At 70.2% G+C, this 25,052-nt stretch carries 23 protein-coding genes and 1 rRNA gene; 11 read left to right on the forward strand and 13 right to left on the reverse strand.

Going from position 1 to position 25,052, the window contains the following annotated elements:
• Positions 1-87 precede the first annotated feature (87 nt).
• The 4 genes from rrf to R4I43_RS13205 all read left to right on the forward strand — a co-directional run bounded on the left by rrf (position 88) and on the right by R4I43_RS13205 (position 5,187).
• Positions 88-204 (forward strand): 5S ribosomal RNA (gene rrf / locus R4I43_RS13190).
• Positions 205-302: 98 nt separating this feature from the next.
• Positions 303-1,049 carry a type 1 glutamine amidotransferase gene (locus R4I43_RS13195; RefSeq protein WP_324265900.1) on the forward strand — a complete coding sequence of 249 codons (747 nt, stop codon included), beginning with the start codon at positions 303-305 and terminating at the stop codon, positions 1,047-1,049.
• A 51-nt stretch (positions 1,050-1,100) separates the two neighbouring features.
• Positions 1,101-4,142: a bifunctional [glutamine synthetase] adenylyltransferase/[glutamine synthetase]-adenylyl-L-tyrosine phosphorylase gene (locus tag R4I43_RS13200; protein ID WP_324265901.1), complete on the forward strand. Its 3,042-nt coding sequence runs from the start codon at positions 1,101-1,103 to the stop codon at positions 4,140-4,142.
• 184 nt (positions 4,143-4,326) lie between these two features.
• Positions 4,327-5,187 carry an SMP-30/gluconolactonase/LRE family protein gene (locus tag R4I43_RS13205; RefSeq protein ID WP_324265902.1) on the forward strand — a complete coding sequence of 287 codons (861 nt, stop codon included), beginning with the start codon at positions 4,327-4,329 and terminating at the stop codon, positions 5,185-5,187.
• A gap of 82 nt (positions 5,188-5,269) precedes the next feature.
• On the opposite strand, the gene glnA is transcribed toward R4I43_RS13205, so the two are convergent.
• Positions 5,270-6,694 carry a type I glutamate--ammonia ligase gene (glnA, locus tag R4I43_RS13210; RefSeq protein WP_324265903.1) on the reverse strand — a complete coding sequence of 475 codons (1,425 nt, stop codon included), beginning with the start codon at positions 6,692-6,694 and terminating at the stop codon, positions 5,270-5,272.
• A 326-nt stretch (positions 6,695-7,020) separates the two neighbouring features.
• On the opposite strand from glnA, the gene R4I43_RS13215 reads away from it, so the two are divergent.
• On the forward strand, positions 7,021-7,383 hold the full coding sequence (locus tag R4I43_RS13215; RefSeq protein WP_324265904.1) for an RDD family protein: 363 nt from the start codon (positions 7,021-7,023) through the stop codon (positions 7,381-7,383).
• A gap of 71 nt (positions 7,384-7,454) precedes the next feature.
• Here R4I43_RS13215 and R4I43_RS13220 read toward each other — a convergent pair whose 3' ends face one another.
• The 3 genes from R4I43_RS13220 to R4I43_RS13230 all read right to left on the reverse strand — a co-directional run bounded on the left by R4I43_RS13220 (position 7,455) and on the right by R4I43_RS13230 (position 10,222).
• The gene (locus R4I43_RS13220; protein ID WP_324265905.1) at positions 7,455-8,183 is read right to left on the reverse strand and encodes a DUF4191 domain-containing protein; all 729 of its coding nucleotides are present in this window, start codon (positions 8,181-8,183) and stop codon (positions 7,455-7,457) included.
• A 320-nt stretch (positions 8,184-8,503) separates the two neighbouring features.
• Positions 8,504-9,505 carry a lipoyl synthase gene (gene lipA / locus R4I43_RS13225; RefSeq protein WP_324265906.1) on the reverse strand — a complete coding sequence of 334 codons (1,002 nt, stop codon included), beginning with the start codon at positions 9,503-9,505 and terminating at the stop codon, positions 8,504-8,506.
• 225 nt (positions 9,506-9,730) lie between these two features.
• Entirely contained in the window at positions 9,731-10,222 is a 492-nt protein-coding gene (locus R4I43_RS13230; RefSeq protein WP_324265907.1) for a hypothetical protein, read from the reverse strand.
• A 110-nt stretch (positions 10,223-10,332) separates the two neighbouring features.
• Here R4I43_RS13230 and R4I43_RS13235 point away from each other — a divergent pair, with 110 nt between their 5' ends.
• A complete protein-coding gene (locus tag R4I43_RS13235; RefSeq protein ID WP_324265908.1) occupies positions 10,333-10,935 on the forward strand; it encodes a TetR/AcrR family transcriptional regulator in 603 nt (200 codons plus the stop codon).
• 43 nt (positions 10,936-10,978) lie between these two features.
• The gene (locus tag R4I43_RS13240) at positions 10,979-11,923 is read left to right on the forward strand and encodes an LLM class F420-dependent oxidoreductase (RefSeq protein WP_324265909.1); all 945 of its coding nucleotides are present in this window, start codon (positions 10,979-10,981) and stop codon (positions 11,921-11,923) included.
• Between the two features lie 113 nt (positions 11,924-12,036).
• Here the strand turns inward: R4I43_RS13240 and R4I43_RS13245 are convergent, their stop codons facing one another.
• The 6 genes from R4I43_RS13245 to lpdA all read right to left on the reverse strand — a co-directional run bounded on the left by R4I43_RS13245 (position 12,037) and on the right by lpdA (position 18,606).
• Positions 12,037-12,501 carry an ArsR/SmtB family transcription factor gene (locus R4I43_RS13245; RefSeq protein WP_324265910.1) on the reverse strand — a complete coding sequence of 155 codons (465 nt, stop codon included), beginning with the start codon at positions 12,499-12,501 and terminating at the stop codon, positions 12,037-12,039.
• Between the two features lie 14 nt (positions 12,502-12,515).
• Positions 12,516-13,595 (reverse strand): serine hydrolase, encoded by a 1,080-nt coding sequence (locus R4I43_RS13250; protein WP_324265911.1) that lies wholly within the window; start codon positions 13,593-13,595, stop codon positions 12,516-12,518.
• Positions 13,596-13,651: 56 nt separating this feature from the next.
• Positions 13,652-14,398, reverse strand: coding sequence for a lipoyl(octanoyl) transferase LipB (gene lipB, locus R4I43_RS13255; protein WP_324265912.1), 747 nt, complete (start codon positions 14,396-14,398; stop codon positions 13,652-13,654).
• Between the two features lie 45 nt (positions 14,399-14,443).
• Positions 14,444-15,331 (reverse strand): TIGR01777 family oxidoreductase, encoded by an 888-nt coding sequence (locus R4I43_RS13260; RefSeq protein ID WP_324265913.1) that lies wholly within the window; start codon positions 15,329-15,331, stop codon positions 14,444-14,446.
• A 102-nt stretch (positions 15,332-15,433) separates the two neighbouring features.
• Positions 15,434-17,167 carry a 2-oxoglutarate dehydrogenase, E2 component, dihydrolipoamide succinyltransferase gene (gene sucB / locus R4I43_RS13265; RefSeq protein ID WP_324265914.1) on the reverse strand — a complete coding sequence of 578 codons (1,734 nt, stop codon included), beginning with the start codon at positions 17,165-17,167 and terminating at the stop codon, positions 15,434-15,436.
• 68 nt (positions 17,168-17,235) lie between these two features.
• Positions 17,236-18,606, reverse strand: a complete 1,371-nt coding sequence (gene lpdA / locus R4I43_RS13270) for a dihydrolipoyl dehydrogenase (RefSeq protein ID WP_324265915.1) — start codon at positions 18,604-18,606, stop codon at positions 17,236-17,238.
• 247 nt (positions 18,607-18,853) lie between these two features.
• Here lpdA and R4I43_RS13275 point away from each other — a divergent pair, with 247 nt between their 5' ends.
• Positions 18,854-19,204 (forward strand): oxidoreductase, encoded by a 351-nt coding sequence (locus R4I43_RS13275; protein WP_324265916.1) that lies wholly within the window; start codon positions 18,854-18,856, stop codon positions 19,202-19,204.
• A 73-nt stretch (positions 19,205-19,277) separates the two neighbouring features.
• Here R4I43_RS13275 and R4I43_RS13280 read toward each other — a convergent pair whose 3' ends face one another.
• Positions 19,278-19,778, reverse strand: coding sequence for an OsmC family protein (locus R4I43_RS13280; RefSeq protein WP_324265917.1), 501 nt, complete (start codon positions 19,776-19,778; stop codon positions 19,278-19,280).
• A 109-nt stretch (positions 19,779-19,887) separates the two neighbouring features.
• On the reverse strand, positions 19,888-21,375 hold the full coding sequence (locus R4I43_RS13285) for a leucyl aminopeptidase (RefSeq protein ID WP_324265918.1): 1,488 nt from the start codon (positions 21,373-21,375) through the stop codon (positions 19,888-19,890).
• Positions 21,376-21,583: 208 nt separating this feature from the next.
• On the opposite strand from R4I43_RS13285, the gene R4I43_RS13290 reads away from it, so the two are divergent.
• Both R4I43_RS13290 and R4I43_RS13295 read left to right on the forward strand, forming a co-directional pair.
• Positions 21,584-22,840 (forward strand): APC family permease, encoded by a 1,257-nt coding sequence (locus R4I43_RS13290; protein ID WP_324265919.1) that lies wholly within the window; start codon positions 21,584-21,586, stop codon positions 22,838-22,840.
• A 7-nt stretch (positions 22,841-22,847) separates the two neighbouring features.
• Complete coding sequence (locus R4I43_RS13295) at positions 22,848-23,513, forward strand: DUF402 domain-containing protein (protein ID WP_324265920.1); 666 nt, start codon at positions 22,848-22,850, stop codon at positions 23,511-23,513.
• Here R4I43_RS13295 and R4I43_RS13300 read toward each other — a convergent pair whose 3' ends face one another.
• Complete coding sequence (locus R4I43_RS13300) at positions 23,514-23,804, reverse strand: hypothetical protein (protein WP_324265921.1); 291 nt, start codon at positions 23,802-23,804, stop codon at positions 23,514-23,516. It lies immediately after the preceding gene.
• 135 nt (positions 23,805-23,939) lie between these two features.
• On the opposite strand from R4I43_RS13300, the gene R4I43_RS13305 reads away from it, so the two are divergent.
• Positions 23,940-25,043 (forward strand): branched-chain amino acid aminotransferase, encoded by a 1,104-nt coding sequence (locus R4I43_RS13305; RefSeq protein ID WP_324265922.1) that lies wholly within the window; start codon positions 23,940-23,942, stop codon positions 25,041-25,043.
• Positions 25,044-25,052 lie beyond the last annotated feature (9 nt).

Below are 25,052 nucleotides of genomic sequence, written 5' to 3' on the forward strand. Positions count from 1 at the left end.
CAACAACCCACGGTTGTTGTGAACAGAATATTGTGTCAACGCAGATTGACGCCCAGAGATTTCCCGCCTGCGGGTGGGTTCAGGGTTGTCGGTGGCGATGGCGGGGAGGGTCCGCCCGGTCCCATTCCGAACCCGGTAGCTAAGCTCCCCAGCGCTGATGGTACTGCACTCGCTAGGGTGTGGGAGAGTAAGACACCGCCGACACATACCTTACGAAGCGGGGCAGGTTAGATCCGATCAGGATCAACCTGCCCCGCTTTTTGTTGTTGAGAAATGGAACTGCGCGCACGTAGCCTCGGTGCATGAGCGGTGTTCGGATCTTGGTGTTGCAGCCGTCGCGTTCTGATCCTCCGGGCGCCTTGGGCGACTGGCTGACCGGCGCCGGCGCCGAACTCGACGTCGTTCTGCCGGCGGAGCGAGAGCTCCCGGCTCTGGACGACTACGACGCACTGGTCGTGCTCGGCGGTGAGATGGGCGCCTACGACGACATCGACTTCCCGTGGCTGGCTGATGTGCGGCAGGTGCTGAGCGGTGCGGTGGCCAAGCGGGTGCCGGTGCTGGCGATCTGCTTGGGGGCGCAGCTGCTCGCCGCGGCGACCGGTGGCCAGGTCCGGAAGATCCGGAATGGACCGGAGGTCGGCACCCTGCTGGTGGCCAAGCGGGACTCGGCCGCTGAGGATCCGCTGCTCGGCCCGCTGCCGCTGACTCCCGACGTGCTCCAGTTCCACAACGACGAGTTCAGCCTCCCTCCGGCGGCGCAGCTCCTCGCGTCGTCTCCGAAGTGCGACAACCAGGCCTTCCGGTTGGGGGAGTGCGCCTACGGCCTGCAGTTCCACATCGAGACCTCGCCGGACGTCGTGTTGGAGTGGGCGCGGATGTCGCCGGAGATGGCGGACACGGCGCGTCCAGGTCAGCTCGATCCCGAGCACCTCGCGGAGTTCCACGCCGATCTCGCGGAGACGTGGCAGCCGGTGGCGGAGCGCTTCGTGCGCATCGTCGCCACCCCGCCGGAAGAGCGGAAGGCGAGCAGGTTCCTCCCGCTGGCGTGACCTCGCGCAGGTGGGTCCACGGAGGAGTTCTCAGCGGGCTACGGTTCGGTCATGGCCAACAGCAACTCGTCGAGGTCTGGTTCGGTGCCGTCGACGGCCCGGTACGGGTTCAGCGACGCTGAACGCTCCGAGGAGCAGTTGAGACGAGCGGGCTGGTGGTCGGATCGCGGTCCTGGTGACGCCGAGCCGGTGGTGGCCGCGTTGTCGCGCACCCCCGATCCGGATCTGGCATTGCACTCGCTGGACCGGCTTCACGAGTCGGACCCGGAGGAGTGGACCCGGCTGGCCGAGGCGCTGAGGCAGGACGTCGGGCTCCGCGGTCGCTTGTTCAGCGTTCTCGGTGATTCCACCGCTTTCGCCGATCACCTGGTTGCGCACCCGGGTGACTGGGTTCGCCTGACTTCGGACGCGACACCGCCGGAGACGATCGACGAGTGGGCCGCCGCCCTGCTGGAGGCGGTGGGCGCCGAGTGTGACGGCGAGCCGGGTACGGAGGGCGGCCCGGTCGCGAAGCTGCACGGACCGGAAGCAGTGCGCGCGCTGCGCGCCGCCTACCGGGCGCTGCTGCTGGACGTCGCGGCCCGTGACATGGGCAGCATCGCCGAACCCGGTCTGCCGACCGTGCCGTACGACGAGATCGCGGAGATGCTCTCCGACATGGCCGTCGCGGCGCTCAAGGCGGCGCTGTCGGTGGCGGTGGCGGAGCTGCGCAGCGCCGGAATCGAGCAGGTGCCGCGGCTTTCGGTCATCGCGATGGGCAAGTGCGGTGGCCGGGAGCTGAACTACGTCAGCGACGTCGACGTCGTGTTCGTCGCCGACAGCGAGGCCGATGTCGCCGTGGGAACCCGCTTGGCGAGCTTGATGATGCGGATCGTCGGGCCCGCGTTCTTCGAGATCGACGCCAACCTGCGCCCGGAGGGCAAGGCGGGTGCGCTGGTCCGCACCCTCGACGGGCACCTGAACTACTACCGCCGCTGGGCCCGGACCTGGGAGTTCCAGGCGTTGCTGAAGGCGCGCCCGGTGGCCGGCGATGCCGAGCTGGGGCTGCGCTACCTGAACGCGGTGCGGCCGATGGTCTGGACGGCGGCCGAGCGCGACAACTTCGTGGCGGACGTGCGGTCGATGCGCCGCAGGGTCGAGGAGCACGTGCCGTCGGACCTGGCCGAGCGGGAGTTGAAGCTGGGGCGCGGTGGGCTGCGGGACGTGGAGTTCGCGGTGCAGCTGCTGCAGATGGTGCACGGGCGCAGCGATGAGTCGCTGCGCTCTTCGTCCACTTTGGAGGCCCTGCGGGCGCTCGGCGACGGTGGTTTCGTGGGGCGGGCCGACGCCGCCGATCTCATCGATTCCTACCGGTTCTTGCGGACCGTCGAGCACCGCCTGCAGCTGCGCCAGCTGCGGCGCACCCACCTGTTCCCGGAGTTCGACGACGCCGAGGCGTTGGGCGTGCTGGGCCGGGCGGTCGGGTTCCGCTCCAGCGGCCGCAACACGGCTGTTCAGGCGCTGGTCGCCGAGTTCCGCAGGCACGCCAAGCGGGTTCGGCGGCTGCACGAGAAGCTGTTCTACCGCCCGCTGCTGGAGGCGGTGGCGAAGGTGCCGACCGAGGCGATGCGGCTGACGACCTCGGCAGCAGCCGAGCGGCTGGCGGCGCTGGGCTACACCTCGCCGCAGGGCGCGCTGCGGCACATCGAGGCGTTGACCGCGGGTGTGTCGCGCCGCGCGAGCATCCAGGGCGCGCTGCTGCCGGTGCTGCTGGACCTGCTGGGCAACACCCCGGATCCGGACGGCGGCCTGCTGGCCTACCGCAAGGTCTCCGAGGCGTTGGCCGAAACTCCCTGGTACCTGAGGTTGTTGCGGGACGAGGGTGTCGTCGCCGAACGGCTCGCGCAGCTGCTGGGCACCTCGAAGCTGGTGCCGGAGCTGCTGATCCGCGCACCCGAGGTGCTGCGGCTGCTGGCCGACACGCCCGCGCTGGCCGAACGGGGTTCGCAGGAGGCGGCGACCTCGCTGCGCAGCACGGTCGGCCGCTACACCGATCCGCAGCGAGCTGCTGCGGCGGCGCGTTCGCTGCGGCGACACGAGCTGCTGCGGATAGCCAGCGCGGATCTGCTGGGCCTGGTGGAGCTCGGCACCGTGTGCCAGGCGCTGTCGAACATCTGGGTCGCGGTGCTGGAGTCCGCGCTGGACGTGTCCGTCCGCGACACCGCCTCGCGCTGGGAAGGAGAGGTGCCGGCCAGGCTCGCGGTGATCGGGATGGGCAGGCTGGGCGGTGCGGAGCTCGGCTACGGCTCGGACGCCGACGTGATGTTCGTGTGCGAACCCATCGGCGACGCCGACGAGGCGACCGCGCTGAAGTTCGCCGGCACCGTGGTGGAGCAGGTCCGCAGGCTGCTGGGCGCGCCGAGCCAGGACCCGCCGCTGGAAGTCGACATCGACCTCCGCCCGGAGGGCAAGCAGGGAGCGCTGGTGCGGACGCTGGACTCCTACGTGTCGTACTACCAGCGCTGGGGCGAGGCGTGGGAGTTCCAGGCGCTGCTGCGGGCCCGGGCGGTGGCCGGTGACGCGGAGCTGGGGGAGCGGTTCTGCCGCGCCATCGACCCGATCCGCTACCCCGAGGGCGGGCTCGACGAGACCAAGGCGCGGGAGATCCGCCGGATCAAGGCGCGCGTGGACGCCGAGCGCCTGCCGCGCGGCGCCGATCCGGCGACGCACACCAAGCTCGGGCGGGGTGGTCTGGCCGACGTGGAGTGGACGGTTCAGCTGCTGCAGCTCCAGCACGCCCACGAGGTGCCGCAGTTGCGCACGACCTCGACGCTGGACGGTGTGCGCGCGGCGGCCGAGGCCGGGCTGCTCGGTGAATCCGATGCGCAGGAGCTCATCGACGCGTGGACGCTGGCGACGCGGTTCCGCAACGCGGTGATGCTGGTCCGCGGCAAGCCGGGCGACCAGTTGCCCAAGCACGCGCAGGAACGCGTCGCGGTGGCGGCCGCGCTGGGGTATTCGGCGGATGTCGACACCGGCGAGGTCGTCGACGACTACCTGCGGGTCACCCGCCGGGCCAGGAGCGTCGTCGAGCGGGTCTTCTACGAAGCGTGATTTCCGGAGTTGTTCGGTTCCGGTGACCGAGAACGGGACCCGGAATGAAGAGCAGAGGTGAGTCGGCCGGTCGAGTGGGCCGGACCTCGCCGGGCCGGAAACCCGCCGGTCGGCGGTCCCCCGGGGCGGGAATGGCTCCTTAACCTGATCAATGCACCGCGGTCGGGGATAAGGGGACTGGAAAATGTCCGAGGAGTTCGAGCTGCTCGTCGACCGGCAGGCGCTTTGCGGAACCAGCCCGCTTTGGATGTCCGCCCAGAATTGCGTGTATTGGGTTGATCTGCTGCGCCGCGAATTGCACACCTTCTACCGCGACACCGGTGTCGACGAGGTCCGCGTGCTGCCGGGCAAGGTCACCGCGCTGGCTGCGACGCGGCAGGGGCAGCTCGTCGCCGCCGCCGACGGCGGCTACTCCCGCGTGCACCTCGGTCGTTCCGGTCTGGAGCCGGTGGTGCAGGTGCGCAACGGCGATCGGATGAGCATCGGCGGCTGCGACCCGGCAGGCCGCTTCGTGGCCTGCACCCTGACCCACTCCTCCGAACTGCGGGCCAGCGGGTGCTACGTGCTGGAGGGCACCCGGGCCCGGCTGCTGGTGGACGGGCTGACCGCGCCCGGCGGGGTGGCGTGGAGCCCGGACGGGAGCCGGATGTACGTGGTCGACCTGCGCACCATCTGGATCTACGACTACGACGTGCAGCGCGCCCGCGCGTTCGCCGGCCGCAAGTGGGTGGTGTGCGCGGAGACGGAGGGCAACCCGGAGGGCATCGCGGTCGATTCGGACGGCTGCGCGTGGGTCGCGATGCACTGGTCGGGCCGCATACACCGCTACGCCCCCACCGGCGACCTGGAGACGGTGCTGTGGGCGCCGACGAGGCGGGTCACCGGCCTGGCCTTCGGCGGCTCGCGCCTGGAGGAGCTGTACGTGACCTCGGCCTGCTTCGGCTACGACGAACCGGCCTTCACCACGGACCCCTACGCAGGAGCCCTGCTGCGCTTCCGCCCCGGGGTCACCGGAACCCCGCTGACGCCCTGGCAGGGGATGTGATCATTGGCTATTAGCAGTGGCGGGCATGAACGACAAAACGGCCCGCCGGCGAACCGGCGGGCCGTTTTGGCTGGTCATCGACTCACACGTCGAAGTACAGCGAGAACTCGTGCGGGTGCGGGCGGAGGCGGATCGGGTCGATCTCCTCCTCGCGCTTCAACCGGATCCAGGTCTCGATCAGGTCCGGGGTGAACACGCCACCCTCGAGCAGGAAGTCGTGGTCGGCTTCCAGGTTGTCGATGGCCTCGGCCAGCGAGCTCGGGACGGTCGGCACGTTCTTGGCCTCTTCCGGCGGGAGCTCGTAGAGGTCCTTGTCGATCGGCTCGGCCGGCTCGATCTTGTTCTTGATGCCGTCCAGACCGGCCATCATCATCGCAGCGAACGCCAGGTACGGGTTGCCGGACGGGTCGGGGCAGCGGAACTCGACGCGCTTGGCCTTCGGGTTCGAGCCGGTGATCGGGATGCGCATGCAGGCGGAGCGGTTCCGCTGCGAGTACACCAGGTTCACCGGGGCCTCGAAGCCCGGGACCAGACGGTGGTAGGAGTTCACCGACGGGTTGGTGAAGGCCAGCAGCTTCGGGGCGTGGTGCAGGATGCCGCCGATGTAGTAGCGCGCGGTGTCCGACAGACCGGCGTAACCGGCCTCGTCGTAGAACAGCGGGCTGCCGTCCTTCCACAGCGACTGGTGGGTGTGCATGCCCGAACCGTTGTCCTCGAACAGCGGCTTCGGCATGAACGTCACGGTCTTGCCGTTGGCCCAGGCGGTGTTCTTGATGACGTACTTGAACAGCTGCAAGTCGTCCGCCGCGTGCAGCAGCGTGTTGAACTTGTAGTTGATCTCGGCCTGGCCGCCGGTGCCGACCTCGTGGTGCGCGCGCTCGATGGTGAAGCCCGAGTCCTGCAGCTGGGTCACCATCTTGTCGCGCAGGTCCGCGAAGTGGTCGTACGGCGAGACGGGGAAGTAGCCGCCCTTCATCCGGGTCTTGTAACCCCGGTTGCCGCCCTCCTCGTCGCGACCGGTGTTCCACCAGCCCTCGATCGAGTCGACCTCGGCGAAGGTCTTGTTGGGGGCCTCCCCGAACTTCACCGAGTCGAAGATGTAGAACTCGGCCTCGGCACCGAAGAACGCGGTGTCCGCAACGCCCGACTCGGCCAGGTACTGCTCGGCCTTGCGCGCGATGTTGCGCGGGTCGCGGCTGTAGGGCTCCAGCGTGAACGGGTCGTGCACGAAGAAGTTGAGGATCAGCGTCTTCTCTTCGCGGAACGGGTCCAGTCGCGCGGTGTACGGGTCCGGCAGCAGCAGCATGTCGGACTCGTGGATCGACTGGAAGCCGCGCACCGACGAGCCGTCGAAGGCGAGACCGTTGGTGAACGCGTCCTCGTCGAACGCACTGGCGGGCACCGTGAAGTGCTGCATGATGCCCGGCAGGTCGCAGAACCGGACATCGACGAACTTCACGTCCTCATCGGCGATGAAGCGGAGGACCTCGTCTGGATTCTTGAACAAGCTCGGTGGCTCCTTCACGCAGTCGTACAGCTCACCGGTGCCACGTCGATTGGTCGCCGCCGGCTCGAAGCTCACGGTATGTCACCGGTGTTGCCTCGGCGTCTCCTGAATGTTTCGCGGGCGTTAACTGCCACCTGAACGGGTGGCCCCGGTTACACTTCGCGGCCGAACCCGATGCTCCGCCCGGCCGGGCGCACCCGGTGCGTACCCTGGATGACGTGCGAAATGTCCTCGGCTCGTGGCTGGATGGCCCGAAAAGCGCATTGAACCACGCGCGTGACCAGGCCCATGAAAACCGGCCGGCGTACCGCGGCGAGAAGCTCGGGTTGCCCGAGACCGGACCCGGCTCGGCCGCCTCGCTGGGCAAGCGGCTGCTGGCGTTCGTGGTGGACCTCGTGCTCGCCGCGCTGATCACCGCCGCCTTCACCGCACCGGCCTACCCCGGCGACTGGAGCCTGCTGACCTGGCTGGTCATCACCGTGGTGCCCGTGTCGTTCTTCGGCGCGACCCCGGGCATGGCGCTGACCAAGATCTGGGTCGCGCGGGTGGACTCCACCAAGATGGTCGGCCCGCTGCGCGCCGTGCTGCGCGGCCTGCTCACCGTGCTGATCATCCCGGCCGTGATCTGGAACTTCGACGGCCGCTCGTGGCACGACCGGATCAGCGGCACCATCGTCCTGCGCCGCTGACCTGCGACGGAACTGAACGGGCCCCGGGAACTCGTTCCCGGGGCCCGCTTCGTCGATCGTGCCGCTGCGCACTACTTGGCGCGGCGCATCGCGCGCGAGACGTTGCGCATCTTCGCTCCCTGCGGGACCGGGCCCTTGGGCATCGCGTTGCCGCGGCTGGCCAGCGCCGACAAGCGGTTCTCGATGTTGTCGATCTGCGCCGGTCCGATGTTGCGCGGCAGCTTCATGATCCGCTGCTGCAACTTCGGCAGCGGGACCTGGCCTTCCTCGTTGCCCACGATCATCTCGTAGATCGGGGTGTCGCCGACCAGGCGCGCCACGCGCTTCTTCTCCTGCGCGACCAGGCTCTTCACCCGGGCCGGCGAGCCCTCGCCCACGAGCACGATGCCCGGGCGGCCGATGATCCGGTGCACCGCGTCGAGCTGCTGGGTGCCGGCCACCGCCTGGGCGACCACCCAGCGTCCGCGCAGGTTGTCCAGCGCCCAGCCGGCCGCACCGGGCTGCCCCTCGGCCTTGCGGAACACCGTCGACTGAACCCGGCGACCGAAGATGATCACGGCCGCGAGCAGGCCGAACGCCAGGCCCACCGGGAGGAACACCCAGTGCAGGCCCCAGATCATGCCCAGCAGGAAGACCACGACGGTCACACCGAGGAACGCCGCGAGCATCAGCGGCAGGAGGAGCTTGTCCTCCCGGCGCTGCATCTTGAACGCCTCGAAGATCTGCTTGACGCGGCCTACCGAAGCCTGACGTCGCTGTTTGGCCGCCTCTTTCTTAGCGGCCTTGTCCTGCTTGGCCATGCCCTTCAGGATACGGCTCTCCTTGTTGAGGTTGTAGGCGCGTCCTCGGTGGCGTGATCGAGATGTGTTCCGGTGAGTGGTGGGCCGAGTTCACCGACAGGACTCTGCGGTCTTTTTGCTCAGCGGTGCGGGTCGCGGAACCTGAGCGGCGCTGTGGACTCCGTGCGCCGCGGTCCAATACACGGCGTCACGGCGTGCTCGCCACAGCGCCGCTCAGAACCCGCGGCGATGCCAGTGCCCTAGGCGGGTGCTGAGAAAGCGACTCCGTCGCTTGCCTGACGAAAGAAGTGGGGCGCTCCTGTTCTGGAGCGCCCCCTCTTTCAGCGGTTGAGGAGGGTGCTGGCTTCTTGGGCTGCTGTGCCCGCTTCGGCCAGGTGGGCCATGTTGTCCGGTAGCGGCATGCCGCGGTGGACCGTGGCCTTGGCGAACAGGCGGCCCGCGCGGTAGCTGGAACGCACCAGCGGACCCGCCATCACACCGGGGAAGCCGATCTCCTCGGCGGCCTGGGTGTGCTCGACGAACTCCTCCGGCTTGACCCAGCGGTCCACCGGGTGGTGCCTCGCGCTCGGGCGCAGGTACTGGGTGATCGTGATGATGTCGCAGCCCGCGTCACGCAGGTCCTGCAGCGTCGGACGCACCTCGTCGGGGGTCTCGCCCATGCCCAGGATCAGGTTCGACTTGGTGACCAGACCCGCATCCCGCGCCATCGTGATCACCTCCAGCGACCGCTCGTAGCGGAAACCGGGCCGGATCCGCCGGAACACGCTGGGCACCGTCTCCAGGTTGTGCGCCAGCACCTCCGGCCGCGAACCGAACACCTCGGCCAGCTGGTCGGGCTCGGCGTTGAAGTCCGGGATGAGCAGCTCCACACCAGTGCCCGGGTTGAGCTCGTGGATCTGGCGGACCGTCTCGGCGTACAACCACGCCCCACCGTCGTCCAGGTCATCGCGGGCCACACCGGTGACCGTGGAATAGCGCAGACCCATCGCCTGCACCGACTCGGCGACCTTGCGCGGTTCGGAGGTGTCCAGCGCAGCAGGCTTGCCGGTGTCGATCTGGCAGAAGTCGCAGCGCCGGGTGCACTGGTCACCACCGATGAGGAAGGTGGCCTCGCGGTCTTCCCAGCACTCGAAGATGTTCGGGCAACCCGCCTCCTCGCAGACGGTGTGCAACCCCTCGCGCTTGACCAGGCCCTTGAGCTCCTTGTACTCAGGACCCATCCGCGCGCGGGTCTTGATCCACGACGGCTTCTTCTCGATCGGAGTCTGGCTGTTGCGGGCCTCCAACCGCAGCAGCTTGCGACCCTCAGGCGCCACAGTCACGCGCCCAGGCTACGCCTCCCACCCCCGGTGTTGGTCAAGGGTGTGCGGCTGATCAGCGAATATCTTCGCAGGTGGTGACCGCTGTCACCCAGTGCTCGGAAGCTGTGCGGAATGCTGCTCGCGGCGCTCCGGATCCGGGCACACTGCACAGCTGTCGAGCCCGCGCGCGGCTGAGTCCCGCACCTGCGCGGGTGCGGGACTCGCGGTGCCGCGACCGCGGATCGGTCAGAGGCTCGGGATGAGCTTGCGGAGCCGTCCGGGCCGGGTGTGCTGGTCCGGGGCCGGTGCCGCGCGCAAGAGCTGGAGGAACGCGCGGCCGACGCGAGCTTGGTCGCGCGGCGGTTCGTGGTCCTCCGCGAGGCCGGCAGCGACCGCGAGCATCCGGTGCTCGCGAGCGGTGGCCTCCTCCAGCGCCGGGTTGCCCGCGTGGACGTCCAGCGCGGCGCGCAGGCCCGGGTTGTCCCTGGCGGCGCGGCGCCACGCCTCGGTGACCGCTTCGACGCGGTCGCCGTGCGGTGCGTTCTCGGTGTCGGCCAGCGCGACCTCGACCCGCCCGGTCAGCTGCAACATCCACTTGTGGTGCAGCGCGGCGAGCAGCTCATCGGTGTCGCGGAACGGGCCTGGAACGGTTTCGAAGGCCGCTGAGAGGTCTCGACGAGCGCTGTCGAGGACCTCGGCCAACGCTTGTTGCCGCTGGTAGAAGTCGTTCCAACTCATGGCGCTCTCCAGGAATCGGGGATACCCCAGGTGCGCGACATACTGTCGGTATGTCGCTGTACCCACAGTAGCACGGCGTCGTACCGACGGTATGTCATAGGGTTGTGAACATGGCTACAGCTCGTCCCCGGCGTATCGAGTACTCGGAAACCACCAGGCAGGCCCTGGTGGATTCGGCCGTGGACCTGTTCACCGAGCACGGGTACTCGCAGACGTCGCTGGACGAGATCGCCAAGCGGGCGCGGGTTACCAAAGGCGCGCTGTACCACCACTTCGGCGGCAAGCAGGCGCTGTTCGAGGCGGCCTTCAGCGCCGTGGAAGCCGGTGTCGTCGCGCGCCTGTCGGAGGTCGTGTCGGACTCCGGCGATCCGTGGGAGGCCACCCGCTCCGGCCTCCGGGCGTTCCTCGAGGTCTGCCTGGAGCCCTCCTACCAGCGCATCGTCGTGCAGGACGGGCCCGCGGTGATGGGCTGGGACCGCTGGCGCGAAGCCGAGGAGGCCTACACCTTCGGCGTCCTGCGCGCGGTCGTGGCCAACCTGGTCTCCTCCGGCGAGATCGGTGACGACCTGCCGGTCGACGCGCTCGCGCGGATCATGTTCGGCGCCCTGTCGGCCGGTGCGACCGCGATCGCCGGGTCCGCCTCGCCGATCCAGGAGCGCGCCGACATCGCGGTGTGCGTCGAGCGCGTCCTCAACGGACTCCGGGTGTCGTGACCGCTACGGCGGGGCGAGGTCCGGACCACTAGCCTCGGAGACCGTGACAGAGAACTTCAAGTTGCGGATCTTCACCGAGCCCCAGCAGGGGGCCAGCTACGACGATTTGCTCCGCGTCGCCAAGCACGCCGAGGACACCGGCTACGACGCGTTCTTCCGCTCCGACCACTACTTGAAGATGGGGGAGGTCACCGGCGAGCCCGGCCCGACCGACGCCTGGGTGACGCTGGGCGGCCTCGCCCGCGAGACCAGCCGGCTGCGGCTGGGCACCCTGATGACGGCCGGGACCTTCCGGCTCCCCGGGCCGCTGGCGATCTCGGTGGCGCAGGTCGACCAGATGTCGGGCGGCCGCGTCGAGTTCGGTCTGGGCAGCGGCTGGTACGAGGAGGAGCACACCGCCTACGGCATCCCGTTCCCCTCGCTGAAGGAGCGGTTCGACCGCTACGCGGAGCAGCTGGAGATCATCACCGGGCTGTGGGACACCCCGGACGGTGAGACGTTCTCCTTCGACGGCAGCCACTACCAGCTCACCGACTCCCCGGCGCTGCCCAAGCCCGCGCAGCGGCCGCGTCCGCCGGTGCTCATCGGTGGCGGGGGCAAGAAGCGCACCCCGGAGCTGGCCGCGCGGTTCGCCGACGAGTTCAACCTGCCCTTCGTCGACGTCGACACCGCTGCCGCCCAGTTCGAGCGCGTCGACGCCGCCTGCCAGGCGATCGGCCGCGACGGCGGTGAGATCGTCCGGTCCGCGGCGATGGTGCTGTGCGTGGGCAAGGACGAGGGCGAAATCGCCCGCCGCGCCGAGGTCATCGGCCGCGAGGTCGACGAGCTGCGCACCAACGGCCTGGCCGGGACCCCGGCCGAGGTCGTCGACAAGATCGGTTCCTGGCGGGAGCGCACCGGAATCACCCGCCTCTACCTGCAGGTCCTCGACCTCGCCGACCTCGATCACCTCGACGTCGTCGCCGACCAGGTCGCCCCGCAGCTCTGAGCTGTCCCGCGGGGTGCGCAATTTCCGCTGGAACTGCGGGCCCCGCGGCAGTTCTGATCGCCCGTGATCAACTCACCAGAGGTCCCTTGGTGACGGGCGTTGTCGGAGCGGGATCAGCGGAGCTGGTCGGCGATGTCGGAGGCTGCGGTGAGCAGGACCAGGGCCGGGATGGTGGCGTTCGGGCGGAGGCGGTAGGAGCCGCGCTTGTCCTGCTCGACGAGGTTCGTCGCGGTGAGCGCCTTGAGGTGGTGGTAGAGGCGGCCCGTCGAACCGAGGCCGGCCGCCTCCTGCAGGGCGGTCGCCGGTTGCGGGCCCTCGGTGGCCAGGTGGCGGACGATCGCGGCGCGCGCCGGGTGCCCGAGCGCGGCCAGGACGTCGGTGCGCGGTCCGTCGGGGAGTTCGAGCACCCGTGCGGGGTCGACGTGGATGTTCCAGTTCAGCTCGGCGGGTTCGGCGAGGTGGCCCTCGTAGCGCAGGTGGCCGCCGCTGGGCTCGGCGGGCTCGGGCTCGGCGGAGCGTCCGGACTCCAGGGCGGCCACGCGGGCTTCGAGGGCTTCGACGCGCTGTTGCAAGTCCACGCGACGAGCTTGCCTCAGCCGCCCAGCGCCGCCACCAGCCGGTCCCGCCAACGCGCGTCGAGGAGCGCCAGCAGCAGCGGCAGTGCCGGATCGCCGGTGCTCAGCTGCTCGGGGCTGATGTCCCCGTGCGCCAGCAGCGCGCCCCAGCCGAGCGTTCCGTCCGCTCGACGAACCGAGATTCCGCTGGTCAGAACGCCGGGCAGGCTGCCGCCCTTGATGCCGACGCCGACCAGTCCCGGAGGCGGCGAGCTCGTCGGGCGCTCCAGGTGCTCGCGCGCGAGCCCGCCTTCGGCGCTGAGCGCGCGGTGCACCGCGGCCAACCGCTCCGCTGATCCGGCGGCCGTCGCCGACGCCCACGCCACCTGCGCGGGGTATCCGGGCGTGCCCGCCTGCAGCCGTCGCAGCACTTCCTGCCGCAGCGCGGGACCGTCGCGGTGGCGCCGTTCGAGCGCGAACCCCCACGCCTGCCGCGCGGCCACCGGAAGTCCTGCCGGGGGCGCGGTTTCGGGGAGCGCGAGGAACAGGTACTCCGCGCACAACGACCGCACGTCGGCGTCCGGCCAGCCGCGCACAGCCCCGGCGCGGGCCACTGCGTCGGCGCCGAGCCGATCGCGCAGCAGGTCCGGGGCGGCGCTGTCGCTGAACAGGATCATCGCCGCGACCACGTCGTCGAGAGGTACCCGGTGCTCGGGATCGGCCGCGTGGAGCCCGGTCTCGTCGAGGGGCACGCCGAGGTGGCGCAGGCTCGCGGGGTGCGTGCCGCCGTCGGTGGGCACGTAGTAGCGCTCCCAGTCCCCGACCCGCACCTGCTCGCGCGGGTCGAGCCGGCCTGCCGCGACGGCGTCGGCGTAGGCCGCCAGGTGCAGCACCTTGACCGCCGAGGCCAGCGGCTGCGTCACGTCGGCGCGATGGCTCAGGCGGGCGCCGCGACCGTCGTCGAGGACCAGGCCCAGTCCGTCGCGGTGGGCGGCGATCCAGGTCAGCCAGCCCTCGGGCGTGCTCAGGTCCGGCGGTGCGGCGAGGGCGGGGCGGGTCAGCAGCAGGGGAGCGGTGGCTCCGGCTGCGACGAGCAGGCTTCGGCGGGACAGCGACATGCCACTCCTCCAGTAGTCCGTATTTCCGGAATACTAGAGGAGTGGAGTCGGGTTTGTCAGCGCAAGCTCGGATCCAGCGCCAGCGTGACACCCGCGGCGGCGGGCTGGTCGCGGGGGATGTTGCGCTCGGTGAGTTCCAGCCGGCCGTCCAGCGCGTCCTGCACGGCCTGCTCCACCAGCGGGTACACCTCGTCGACCGGGACGTCGCGGCCCAGCTCGGCCGACAACGACGTGGTTCCGGCATCGGCGATGCCGCAGGGGATGATGCGGTCGAACTCGCTGAGGTCGGCGTTGCAGTTGAGCTCCAGGCCGTGCATCGTCACACCGCGCTGCACGCGGATGCCGATGGCGGCGATCTTGCGCTCCGGTCGGCCGTCCGCGGCGGGCAGCCACACGCCGCTGCGCCCCTCGACCCGGCCGGCTTCCAGACCGAGCTGGTCGCACACGTGGATCAGCGCCTGCTCCAGGCGGCGCACGTAGTCCACGACGTCGATCGGATCGGACAGCTGCACGATCGGGTAGCCGACGATCTGACCGGGACCGTGCCAGGTGATCTTGCCACCGCGATCGACGTCGATGACCGGCGTGCCGTCCGACGGGCGGTCTTCCGGCTGAGTCCGCTTGCCCGCCGTGTAGACCGACGGGTGCTCCAGCAGCAGCAGGGTGTCCGGGTTCTGGCCCTCGACGCGGCCGTCGGCCAGCTCGCGCTGCAGGTCCCAGGCGTCCAGGTAATCGATGGTTCCCAGGTGCCGCACGGTCATCGGCTCGGACGACGCGCGACAGGAAGAATTGGCACGACTCACGGCGTCAGGCTACGCCTCCTGAACAGCCTGGCAGCCGAAGGTCGGCTACTTCCCGGTAGCTGCGGCCAGGGCCGCGACGAGCGTCGGGTGCTGGAACGCGAAGCCGTTGGCCTCCAGCACCGTGGGCATCGCTCGCTGGCCGGTCAGCGCCGTGTCGGCCAGCTCGCCCATGCCGATCCGCAGCGCGAAACCCGGCACGATCCACGGCGCCGGACGTCCCAGCGCCTCGCCGAGCGCGCGGGTGAACTCGGCGTTGGTCACCGGCGCCGGTCCGGTCAGGTTCACCGGCCCCGAGATGTCGGGGTTCTCCAGCGCGAACCGGATCGCGGCCACCTCGTCGTCCAGCGAGATCCACGGCATGTACTGCGTCCCCGAACCGAGCCGACCGCCCAGCATCAGCGAGAACAGCGGCTTGAGCTTGCCGAGCAGACCGCCGGAAGGGGAGATCACCAGTCCGCTGCGCAGCAGCACCACCCGGGCTCCCGCGTCGGCGGCCGGTGCCGTCGCCGCCTCCCACCTCCGGCACAGCCCGGCCAGGAAGTCCGATCCTGACGGGGAGGACTCGGTGACCGGGTGCGACCCGGTGTCGCCGTAGTACCCGACCGCCGAGGCGTTGGCCAGCACCGGAACGCCGAAATCGGCGACCGCCTTCGCGATCACCTCGGTGGCCCGCACGCGCGCCCGCAGCAGGTGTCGCTTGCGCTCCGGGTTCCAGCGCTTGTCGCCGATGCCCGGACCGCTGAGGTTGACCACCGCGTCCGCGCCCTCCAGGGCGTCGGCGTCCAGCCGCCCGGCGTCGGGGTCCCACCCCCGCTCGTCAGGAGCGGCGGGCAGTCGGCGGACCAGCCGCACCACTTCGTGCTCGCCCTGGCGGAGCCCGGCCACCAGTGACGTACCGATCAATCCCGAGGAACCGGCGACGACGACGCGCATGCCCGGCATCGTCCCCCACCGGCTGAACGCACGCGAACCTATCGGACGCGAAAAAAGCGACCGCCCACCGAATCCGGTGAGCGGTCGCTCCTGCTCGAACGATCAGAGGCCGAGATCGGCCTCGAAGGCTCCTTCTTCCAGGCGCTGCTTGAGCGTGGTCAGGAAGCGGGCGGCGTCGGCGCCGTCGACCAGGCGGTGGTCGTAGGACAGCGCCAGGTACACCATCGAACGGATCGCGATCGTGTCGCCACCGTTCTCGTCGGCCACCACGACCGGGCGCTTGACGACCGTGCCGGTGCCCAGCATGCCCACCTGCGGCGGGTTCAGGATCGGCGTGTCGAACAGCGCGCCGCGGCTACCGGTGTTGGTGATGGTGAAAGTGCCACCGGAGAGCTCGTCAGGCTTGATCTTGTTGTTGCGGGTCCGCGCCGCCAGGTCGGCGATCTTGCGGGCCAGGCCGCCGAGGTTGAGGTCGCCGGCGTCGTGGATCACCGGCGAGACCAGGCCTCGCTCGGTGTCCACCGCGATCGAGAGGTGCTCGGCGCCGTGGTAGGTGACCGAGCTGTTCTCCTCGTCGATCGAGGCGTTGAGCTTCGGGTGCAGCTTCAGCGCCTCGGCCGCGGCCTTGGCGAAGAACGGCAGGAACGAGAGCTTGACGCCCTCGGACGCCTCGAAGCTGCCCTTGGCACGCTCGCGCAGCCGTGCGATGCGGGTGACGTCGACCTCGATCACCGTGGTCAGCTGCGCCGCGGTCTGCAGCGACTCGACCATGCGGCGGGCCAGCAGCTGCCGCAGGCGCGACATCTTCTGCGTGGTGCCGCGCAGCGCCTTGGCCTCCTCCGACGGCTCGACTGCGGTGGCCGGGGCCGGGCTCGCGGCGGCAGCGGCCGGGGCGGCCGGAGCCGTCTGGGCCGGGGCCTGCTCGGCGTCGATGGCCGCCTGGACGTCCTGCTTGCGGATCCGGCCGCCGACACCGCTGCCCTTGATCGAGGTCAGGTCGATGCCGTGCTCGTTGGCCAGCTTGCGCACCAGCGGAGTCACGTACGGAGCGCCACCGTTGTTCGCCGGCGCCTCTTCCTCTGCCGGGGCGGCCGGAGTCGACTGGGCCGGAGCGGCGGGCGCGGCGGGAGCCGGAGCAGCGGCGGCCGGGGCCGGAGCGGTCTGGGCCGGGGCCGACTGGGCCGGGGGCGCGGGCTCGGAAGCCGGAGCGGCGGGCGCGGAGGCGCCGGCCTCCCCGATCACGGCGAGCTTCGCGCCGACCTCGACGGTGTCGTCCTCACCTGCGGTGATCTCCAGCAGCGTGCCGGCGACCGGCGACGGGATCTCGGTGTCGACCTTGTCGGTGGAGACCTCCAGCAGCGGCTCGTCGACCTCGACGGACTCGCCGATCTGCTTGAGCCACCGGGTGATCGTGCCCTCGGCGACGCTCTCGCCCAGCGCGGGCATGGTCACGTCGGTGCCCTGCGCGCCACCGGCCGGGGCCGCGGCGGCGGAAGCCGGAGCAGATTCGGCGGCCGGAGCGGGAGCCTCGGCGGCGGGGGCGGGCTCGGGCTCAGCGGCCGGAGCGGGCTCGGCGGCCGGAGCCGCGGGCGCCTCACCGGCGTCGCCGATGATCGCGAGCTCACCACCGATCTCGACGGTGTCGTCCTCCTGCGCGACGATGCGCTGCAGCACACCGGCGGCCGGGGACGGGATTTCGGTGTCGACCTTGTCGGTGGAGACCTCCAGCAGGGGTTCGTCGACCTCGACGGTCTCGCCCTCCTGCTTGAGCCACCGGGTGATCGTGCCTTCGGCGACGCTCTCGCCGAGCGCCGGCATCTGAACGGAGAAGGCCATCTGTTGCTGACTCCTCGTGGTGTGGCGGGGTGCGGCTGTCTTCTCGCTGCTGTCGCGTGGGGCTGTGTTCAGCCGTGCACGTGCAGCGGCTTGCCGGCCAGGGCGAGGTGGGCCTCGCCCAGGGCTTCGGTCTGGGTGGGGTGGGCGTGGACCAGCGGAGCGACGTCCTCCGGCAGCGCCTCCCAGTTGTAGATCAGCTGCGCCTCACCGATGAGCTCACCGACGCGGTCGCCGACCATGTGCAGGCCGACGACGGGGCCGTCGGTCGCGCGGACCAGCTTGACCGCGCCCTGGGTCTTGAGGATCTGGCTCTTGCCGTTGCCGGCCAGGTCGTAGGTGAAGGTCTCCACCGAGCCGTACTGCTCCTTGGCGGCGGCTTCGGTCAGGCCCACCGAGGCGACCTCGGGGTGGCAGTAGGTCACCCGCGGGATGCCGGCCTCGTCGATCGGCTGCGGGTTGCGGCCCGCGATCTCCTCGGCGATGAAGATGCCCTGCTGGAAACCGCGGTGCGCCAGCTGCAGGCCCGGCACGATGTCACCGACGGCGAACACGCCCGGCACGTTGGTGCGCAACCGCTCGTCGGTGCGCACGAACCCGCGCTCCATGGTGATGCCGACCTGCTCGAAACCGTGCCCGGCGGTGTTCGGGCCGCGGCCCACCGCCACCAGCAGCAGGTCCGCCTCGTAGGTCTCGCCGTTTTCCAGGCTGACCGACACCCCGTCGTCGTTCTGGGTGGCGCCGGTGAACTTCACGCCCGTCTTGAACTTGATGCCGCGCTTGCGGAAGGCGCGCTCCAGGCGCTTGGAGGCGAACTCGTCCTCGTTGGGCACCAGGTGCGGCAGCGCTTCCACCACGGTGACCTCGGCACCGAAGGAGGCCCAGACGCTGGCGAACTCCACACCGATCACACCGCCGCCGAGCACGACGACCTTGTTCGGGACGAAGTCCAGGTTCAGCGCCTGCTCGCTGGCGATCACACGCCCGCCCAGCTCCAGACCGGGCAGCGACTTGGAGTAGGAACCGGTGGCCAGCACCACGTTCTCACCGGTGTAGCGGGTGCCGTTGACCTCCACGGTGTGGGCGTCCACCAGCGTGCCCGCACCCTCGACCAACGTCACCTTGTGCGCCTTCGCCAGGCCCTGCAGACCCTTGTACAGGCCCGAAACGATGTCGTCCTTGTACTTGTTGACACCGTCGATGTCGATGCCTTCCAGGGCGGCACGCACCCCGAACTGGTCGGCGTCTCGGGTGGAATCAGCGACCTCGGCCGCGTGCAGCAGGGCCTTGGTCGGAATGCAACCTCGGTGCAGGCAGGTCCCACCGAGCTTGTCCTTTTCAATGAGGACGACGGACAGGCCCAGCTCAGCCGCGCGGAAAGCGCAGGCGTAGCCGCCCGAACCGCCGCCGAGAATGACCAGATCGGCGGACGTGTCGGTCACTTCGCACTCCTCGACAGGGCGTCATTGACTTGCAGTCGGTTGCGTGACCTGGTGGTCATGCACACCACCGGCCATCTTGTCACCACCCGACCGGCCGATGCGCGGTGGGCCGGGTGATCTGTGCTGCATTCGACGCCTGCGGCGGACTCGGTGCCGCGCATTCTCAGCTCGTTTTCACACTCCGCACATGTTCGCGGTGGCAAAATCGAACTCAACCGGCCCGAATCGGCATTGGGGAGGGAGTGCGGTGGGATTATTCGACCGGTTCCGCAACCGCCGTCCCGGCACCGGGAGACGAGCCACCTCCGCGGACACCGACCACCTCCGGGACTGGGCCGCGCAGCGCCGCGGCGTCGAGGGCTACCTGGAACCGCGCACCCTGGTCACCGAAACGACGTTGCTGCTCATCGCGCACGACGGTGAGTGGACGCGGCGGCGCGTGGCGTCCCCGGCGGCTGCTGGGCGCTTCACCGCCAAACTCGGCATTCCGCTCTACGAGGTCGCGAAAGTCGGATATCCGCAGCGGATGCGCGATTACCAGGCCCGGCAGCGCATTCTTCGCCGCCGTTCGCAGCGCGCCGCCGACGAACGGCCGTGAACGCGCGATCACGCGTTTTTCGCGGATTCACCGCGTGCACGGCCGCGCTGCGGCTGAATCGATTCTCCGGGAATCAGTTCGCGACCCGCGTCGTCGGTGTGCAACGCACCGGGAACGTCACGGACTTGGCGATGTAGCAGAGCTCGTGGGCGCGCTCGTGCAGCGCCTCGGCGACGTCGACGGTCGCGCGGTCGCAGACGGTGACCTCGGGGGCGAGCTCGACGGCTTCGAATTGACCGGTGCCGTCGGAGTTCTCGGCGAGGATGCCGCGAGCCCGGTCGTGGTAGCCGGTGACCACCACTCCGGAGTCGGCCGCCAGGTGCAGGAACCACAGCATGTGGCACTGCGACAGCGAGGCGACCAGCAGTTCTTCGGGGTTGTAGCGGTCCGCGTCGCCCAGGAAGACGGGGTCGGCGGAGGCGTCGATGGAGTCCTTGCCGACCGCGCGCACCTCGTGGGTGCGCTCGTAGCTGCGGTAGGAAGTGGTGCCCTGGCCGGTGTTGCCGGTCCACACCACGTCGACCTGATAGTCGTGCCTGGCCGCGGTCAGCGTGGCCGGTTGCGATTCGGTCATGCACCCATCGTGACACCGGGGCACCCCGCAGTGGTGACCTTTTCGTGACCCGGGTCACATAATTCGGGCCGGGGCTCCCGCAGGAACCCCGGCCCGGCAACGCAGGGTGTCAGCCGTTCTCGGCGATGTCGGCCAGCACCGCCGCCAGCGTGCGCACCGGGACACCGGTGCCGCCCTTCGGGGTGTAGCCCCACGGCGAGTTGGTGTTGTACGCCGGGCCGGCGATGTCGATGTGCGCCCACTGCACGCCGTCGGCCACGAACTCCCGCAGGAAGATGCCCGCGGCGAGCATGCCGCCCCAGCGGTGGTTGGTGACGTTGGCCAGGTCGGCGAGCTTGGAGTCCAGGTCGGCGCGCAGCTCGTCGGGCAGCGGCATCGGCCAGCCGCCCTCACCGGCGGCCTGCGACAGCCTCGCCACCCGGTCGCGGAAGCCGTCCTCGCCCATCACGCCCGGGGTTCGGTTGCCCAGCGCCACGACCTGCGCGCCGGTCAGCGTCGAGGTCTCGATCAGGTAGTCCGGCTCGTCCTCGCAGGCCCGCACCATCGCGTCGACCAGGATCAACCGGCCCTCGGCGTCGGTGTTGAGCACCTCGACGGTCTTGCCGCCGTACATCTTCAGCACGTCGCCAGGCCGGTAGGCGGTGCCCGAGGGCATGTTCTCGGCCATCGGCACCCACGCGGTGATCTCCAGCGGGTAGTTCAGCTTCGCCGCCAGCACCATCGTCGCGATCACCGAAGCCGCGCCGGACATGTCCGAGGTCATGTTCTCCATGCCCGCGCCCGGCTTCAGCGAGATGCCGCCGGTGTCGAAGGTGATGCCCTTGCCGACCAGCGCGACCTTCTTCGCCGCCTTCGGGCCCTTGTGCCGGATGCGCACCAGGCGCGGCGGGCGGGACGAGCCCGCGCCGACGCCGAGGATGCCGCCGAAGCCCTGCTTGCGCAGCGCCGCGTCGTCGAGGACCTCGACCTCCAGGCCCGCGGACTTGGCCAGCTCGATGGCGCGCTCGGCGAACGACGCCGGGAACAGGTCGTTCGGCGGGGTGTTGATCAGGTCGCGGGCGATGTTGACCGCCTCGCCGATCGCGGTGCCGCCCTTGAGCGCGTGGGTGGCGGTGTCGGCCTTGGCGTCGGGGACCACGAAGTCCACCGCGGCCACCGGGCCGTCGCCGTTGCTCGACTTGTACTCGGTGAAGCCGTAGGCGCCCATCACCGTGCCCTGCACCGCCGCGGGCAGGTCAGCCGCCGGCAGCGTGGTGGCGGCGTGCTCGACGCCGGACAGCGCGCGGGCGGCGGCACCGGACGCGCGGCGCACTGCCTCCGCGCTCGGGCCGTCATCGCCCGCCTTGGCCAGGCCGACAGCCACCAGCACGGTCGCGGCCAGGCCGTTGGCGGGCAGCTTGACGACCTCATCGGCCTTGCCGCTGGCACCCAGCGACGTCAGCACCTTCACCAGGTCGCCGTCGAACGCGGTGGCGACCGGCTCAGCACCGGGCGCGAGCTGCAGGCCTTCGGCGCCGGCGACGGTGCCGATGACGAGCGCGTCCGCGCTCAGCTTGGCCACCGCGGTGTCGGTGAGGGCGAGTTTCGGGGTCGTCACGTGGTCATCCTCCGGATCGGTGCTGTGGTTCTCCCAGAGCCTTCCCGCACTCTAGAACGCCGCGCTGTCCGGCGATCGCCGTGTTCACCGTGGGCGTGGCGCGATGGCGGGAGGTCAACACGTCCGTCATACGCTCAGTGAGGGGCCCTCGCCACGAGTCAGCCGACAGGCGGCTGATGTCCCCGCACTCGTCTGCAAGGGTGGGCCGGTGACCCGACAGGTTGAATCGGACGGTCGATTGACGACCGGTCGCGACGCGCTCCCGCTCGCGCTCGGCGGCATGGTCGGCATCGGCGTGTTGCTCGGGCCGGGCCCGGCGGCAGCGGCGGCGGGCCCGTGGGCACCGCTGGGAGTGCTGGTCGCGCTGCTGGCCGCGGTGTGCGCGGCCTCCGCGACCGCCTACCAGGGCAGAGCCCACCGCGGTCCCGGCGCGGCCTACACGTGCGTGCGCGAGCGGATGGGGCTGCTGCCCGCCCGCGTCGGCGCCTCCGCCCACCTCGCCGCGCAGGTCGCCGCGATGGCCGCGATCGCCCGCGTGATCGGCGAGTTCTTCCTGCCCTCGGCCAGCGCACTGGTGGCCGGCGCGGTGATCCTGCTGGTGGTGCTCGCGGCGACCACCGGACTGCGGATCCGCGGTGTCGCGGCGTGGCTGTGGCTCGGGCTGAGCCTGGTGGTGATCGCGCTGGTGGTGGCGATCTGCTTCGCGATCGCCCCGGTGGGCGGCCTGCCCGCGCACGTCGATCCCGGTGCCTCGCCGGACAGCGCGGTCGGCATCATCGGTGCTGGTGGGGTGCTGTTCTTCGCGTTCACCGGTTTCGAGCGGCCCGCCGCCCCCGCCGACGACGGCGACCGCGCGCCGTGGGCCTCGGTCCGGAGCGCCACCAAGATCTCGTTGGTCGCGGTGGCGGTGCTGCTCGGGCTGATGATCGCGGCGCTGACCTACCAGCTGGGCTGGGAGCGGCTGGCGCTGTCGCCGATGCCGATCCGCGACGTGCTCACCGCCGCCGCTGCCGCCGACCTGGTGCCGCTGGTGTGCGTCGGCGCGGCCGTCGCGCTGCTGCCGGTGCTGCTCGGGGCGCTGGAGTCGGCGCGCTCGACCGGGCTGGCGCTGGTCCGCGACGGTGAGCTGCCGGGAGTCCTCGGCCGCACCGGCCCGTCCGGGACGCCGTACGTGCTGGACCTGATCACCGGGGTCGCCGCGGTGATCGTCTCGCAGCTGGTCGACCAGATCGCGTTGATGTCGTTCGCGGCCTGCGCGCTGCTGCTGCATTACGCTTTCGCCAACGCAGGCGCCCGTTTGCTGCTCTCCGATGGCCCCACCTGGCCGATGCGGGGTGCGTGCCTTGGGATGGGTTTGTCGGTCGTGCTGGCGATGAGCATGCCGATTTCTGCGATGCTGACAACGCTCGGTGTGGTTGTTGTCGGTCCGTTGCTGGCGGGAGTGGTTTCGCGCCGGTGGAAATGAGGCGGTCATGCCCAACGCGATTGTGGACGATTTGACCAGGGATTCTCGGCGGCACCAGTGGTCTTCGGGCGACGAGGTGCTCTACAGCTTCTGGCGCCTGGACGGCTCGCTCGGCACCGTGCACCCGGCCCGCGTCGTCTCCGACGACGGCGATGACCTGCTGTGCTGGGTGCTGCCGGACACCCCGATCCGGATCACGACCTCCCCGGACGGGCGGAGTCCGCGCCAAATGCCGCTCGCGGAGCGGTTCTCGGGCCCGCGCGTGCCCGCCCGCTCGACGTGGCGGGGGACTTCGACGCTGCGGCTGGTCCACGAGAACCGCTGGTCGTCGGTGTGGTGGTTCTTCGAACCCTCCGGGGAGTTCCGGAACTGGTACGTCAACCTCGAGATCCCGCGCGGCCGGGACGAGCACGGCGTGCGCCGGGTCGACGGCGTGCTGGACGTCGAGGTCATGCCCGACGGCAGTTGGTCCTGGAAGGACGAGGACGAGCTCGAGGACGCGCTCGCCGCAGGCCGTTTCAGCAACGCCGAACTGGCGAAGCTGCGCGCCGAGGGCGAGGACATGATCTCGCTGGCCAAGGACAGCGCGTTCCCGTTCGACGGCACCTACTGCGACGCGCGCCCGGACCCCTCCTGGCCCCTGCCCGCGCTTCCCGCGCGACTGCTCCGCTGATCAGCTGATCGTGACGAAGAGCAGGAAGGTGATCACCGCGACCAGGACGGTCTGGGCGACCACGGAACCGGTGGTCACCTGCTCGGGGAACCACTGCTGGTGCTTGCTGCGCCACCAGAAGCCCCAGCCCGCGACGCCCAGCGCGGCCAGCACGATGCCGAAGATGCCGATCCACGCGTAGCCGAGCGTGAGCAACATGCCCGCGCCGAACGGCATCAGCGCGGCGACCACACCGGCGCGGACGTCCTGCTGCACGGTGGTGGGCGCGGGCGTGTTCTGGACCTCGGTCATGAGGACATCATATGCATTCCGCGGGGACGAAACAGCAGAATCCCGCCGTCCGTTTCCGCGGGTCGCCGATACTTGGATGACCAACTGACGACAAGCCGGTTTTCACTGCTCCAGCGCACGCGATACCGTACGCGCATGAACGGAGAACTGTCTTTCACCCGGACCCCCAACCCGCAACCGGCCTCAGCCGAGCGCCGCGCGGAGGTACTGGCGAATCCCGGGTTCGGCAAGTTCTTCACCGACCACATGGTGACGATCAAGTGGTCCGAGGACGAGGGCTGGCACGACGCCCGCCTGGAGGCGTACCACACGCTGGAGTTCGACCCGGCCACGTCGGTCCTGCACTACGCGCAGGCGATCTTCGAGGGCCTCAAGGCCTACCGGCAGCCCGACGGTTCGATCGCGGCGTTCCGCCCGGACGCCAACGCCCGCCGTTTCCGCAGTTCAGCGAAGCGGATCGCGATGGCCGAGCTGCCCGAGGAGCTGTTCGTCGAATCGCTGCGCGAGCTGGTCGCGGTCGACCGCGAGTGGGTTCCCAGCACCGGTGAGAGCTCGCTGTACCTGCGGCCCTTCATGGTCTCCACCGAGATCGGCTTGGGCGTGAACCACCCGTCGAAGACCTACCTGTACTCGCTGATCGCCTCGCCGGCCGGGTCCTACTTCGCCGGTGGCGTGAAGCCGGTGACGGTGTGGTTGAGCCACGAGTACGTGCGCGCCGCCCCCGGCGGCACCGGTGCGGCCAAGTTCGCGGGCAACTACGCGGCGTCGTTCCTGGCGCAGGCGCAGGCCGTCGAGCAGGGCTGCGACCAGGTGGTCTGGCTGGACGCCTGCGACCGGCACACGGTCGAGGAGATGGGCGGCATGAACCTGTTCTTCGTGTTCGGCTCCGGTGCCGACGCGAAGCTGGTGACCCCCGCGCTCAGCGGCAGCCTGCTGCCCGGCGTGACCCGGTCCTCGCTGCTGGAACTGGGCAAGGAGCTCGGCATGCAGGTCGAGGAGCGCAAGATCACCGTCGAGGAGTGGGAGAAGGCCGCCACCACCGGCGAGCTCACCGAGGTCTTCGCGTGCGGCACGGCCGCGGTGATCACCCCGGTCGGGCACGTCAAGCACCGCGACGGCGAGTTCGGCATCGCCGACGGGCAGCCCGGCGAAGTGACCATGAAGCTCCGCGAGCGCCTCACCGGCATCCAGTACGGCACGGTCGAGGACACCCACGGCTGGATGACCAAGCTCGGCTGACCCGCTGGC

It is taken from the genome of Saccharopolyspora mangrovi, from assembly GCF_035320975.1.
Classification (GTDB): Bacteria; Actinomycetota; Actinomycetes; order Mycobacteriales; family Pseudonocardiaceae; genus Saccharopolyspora; species Saccharopolyspora mangrovi.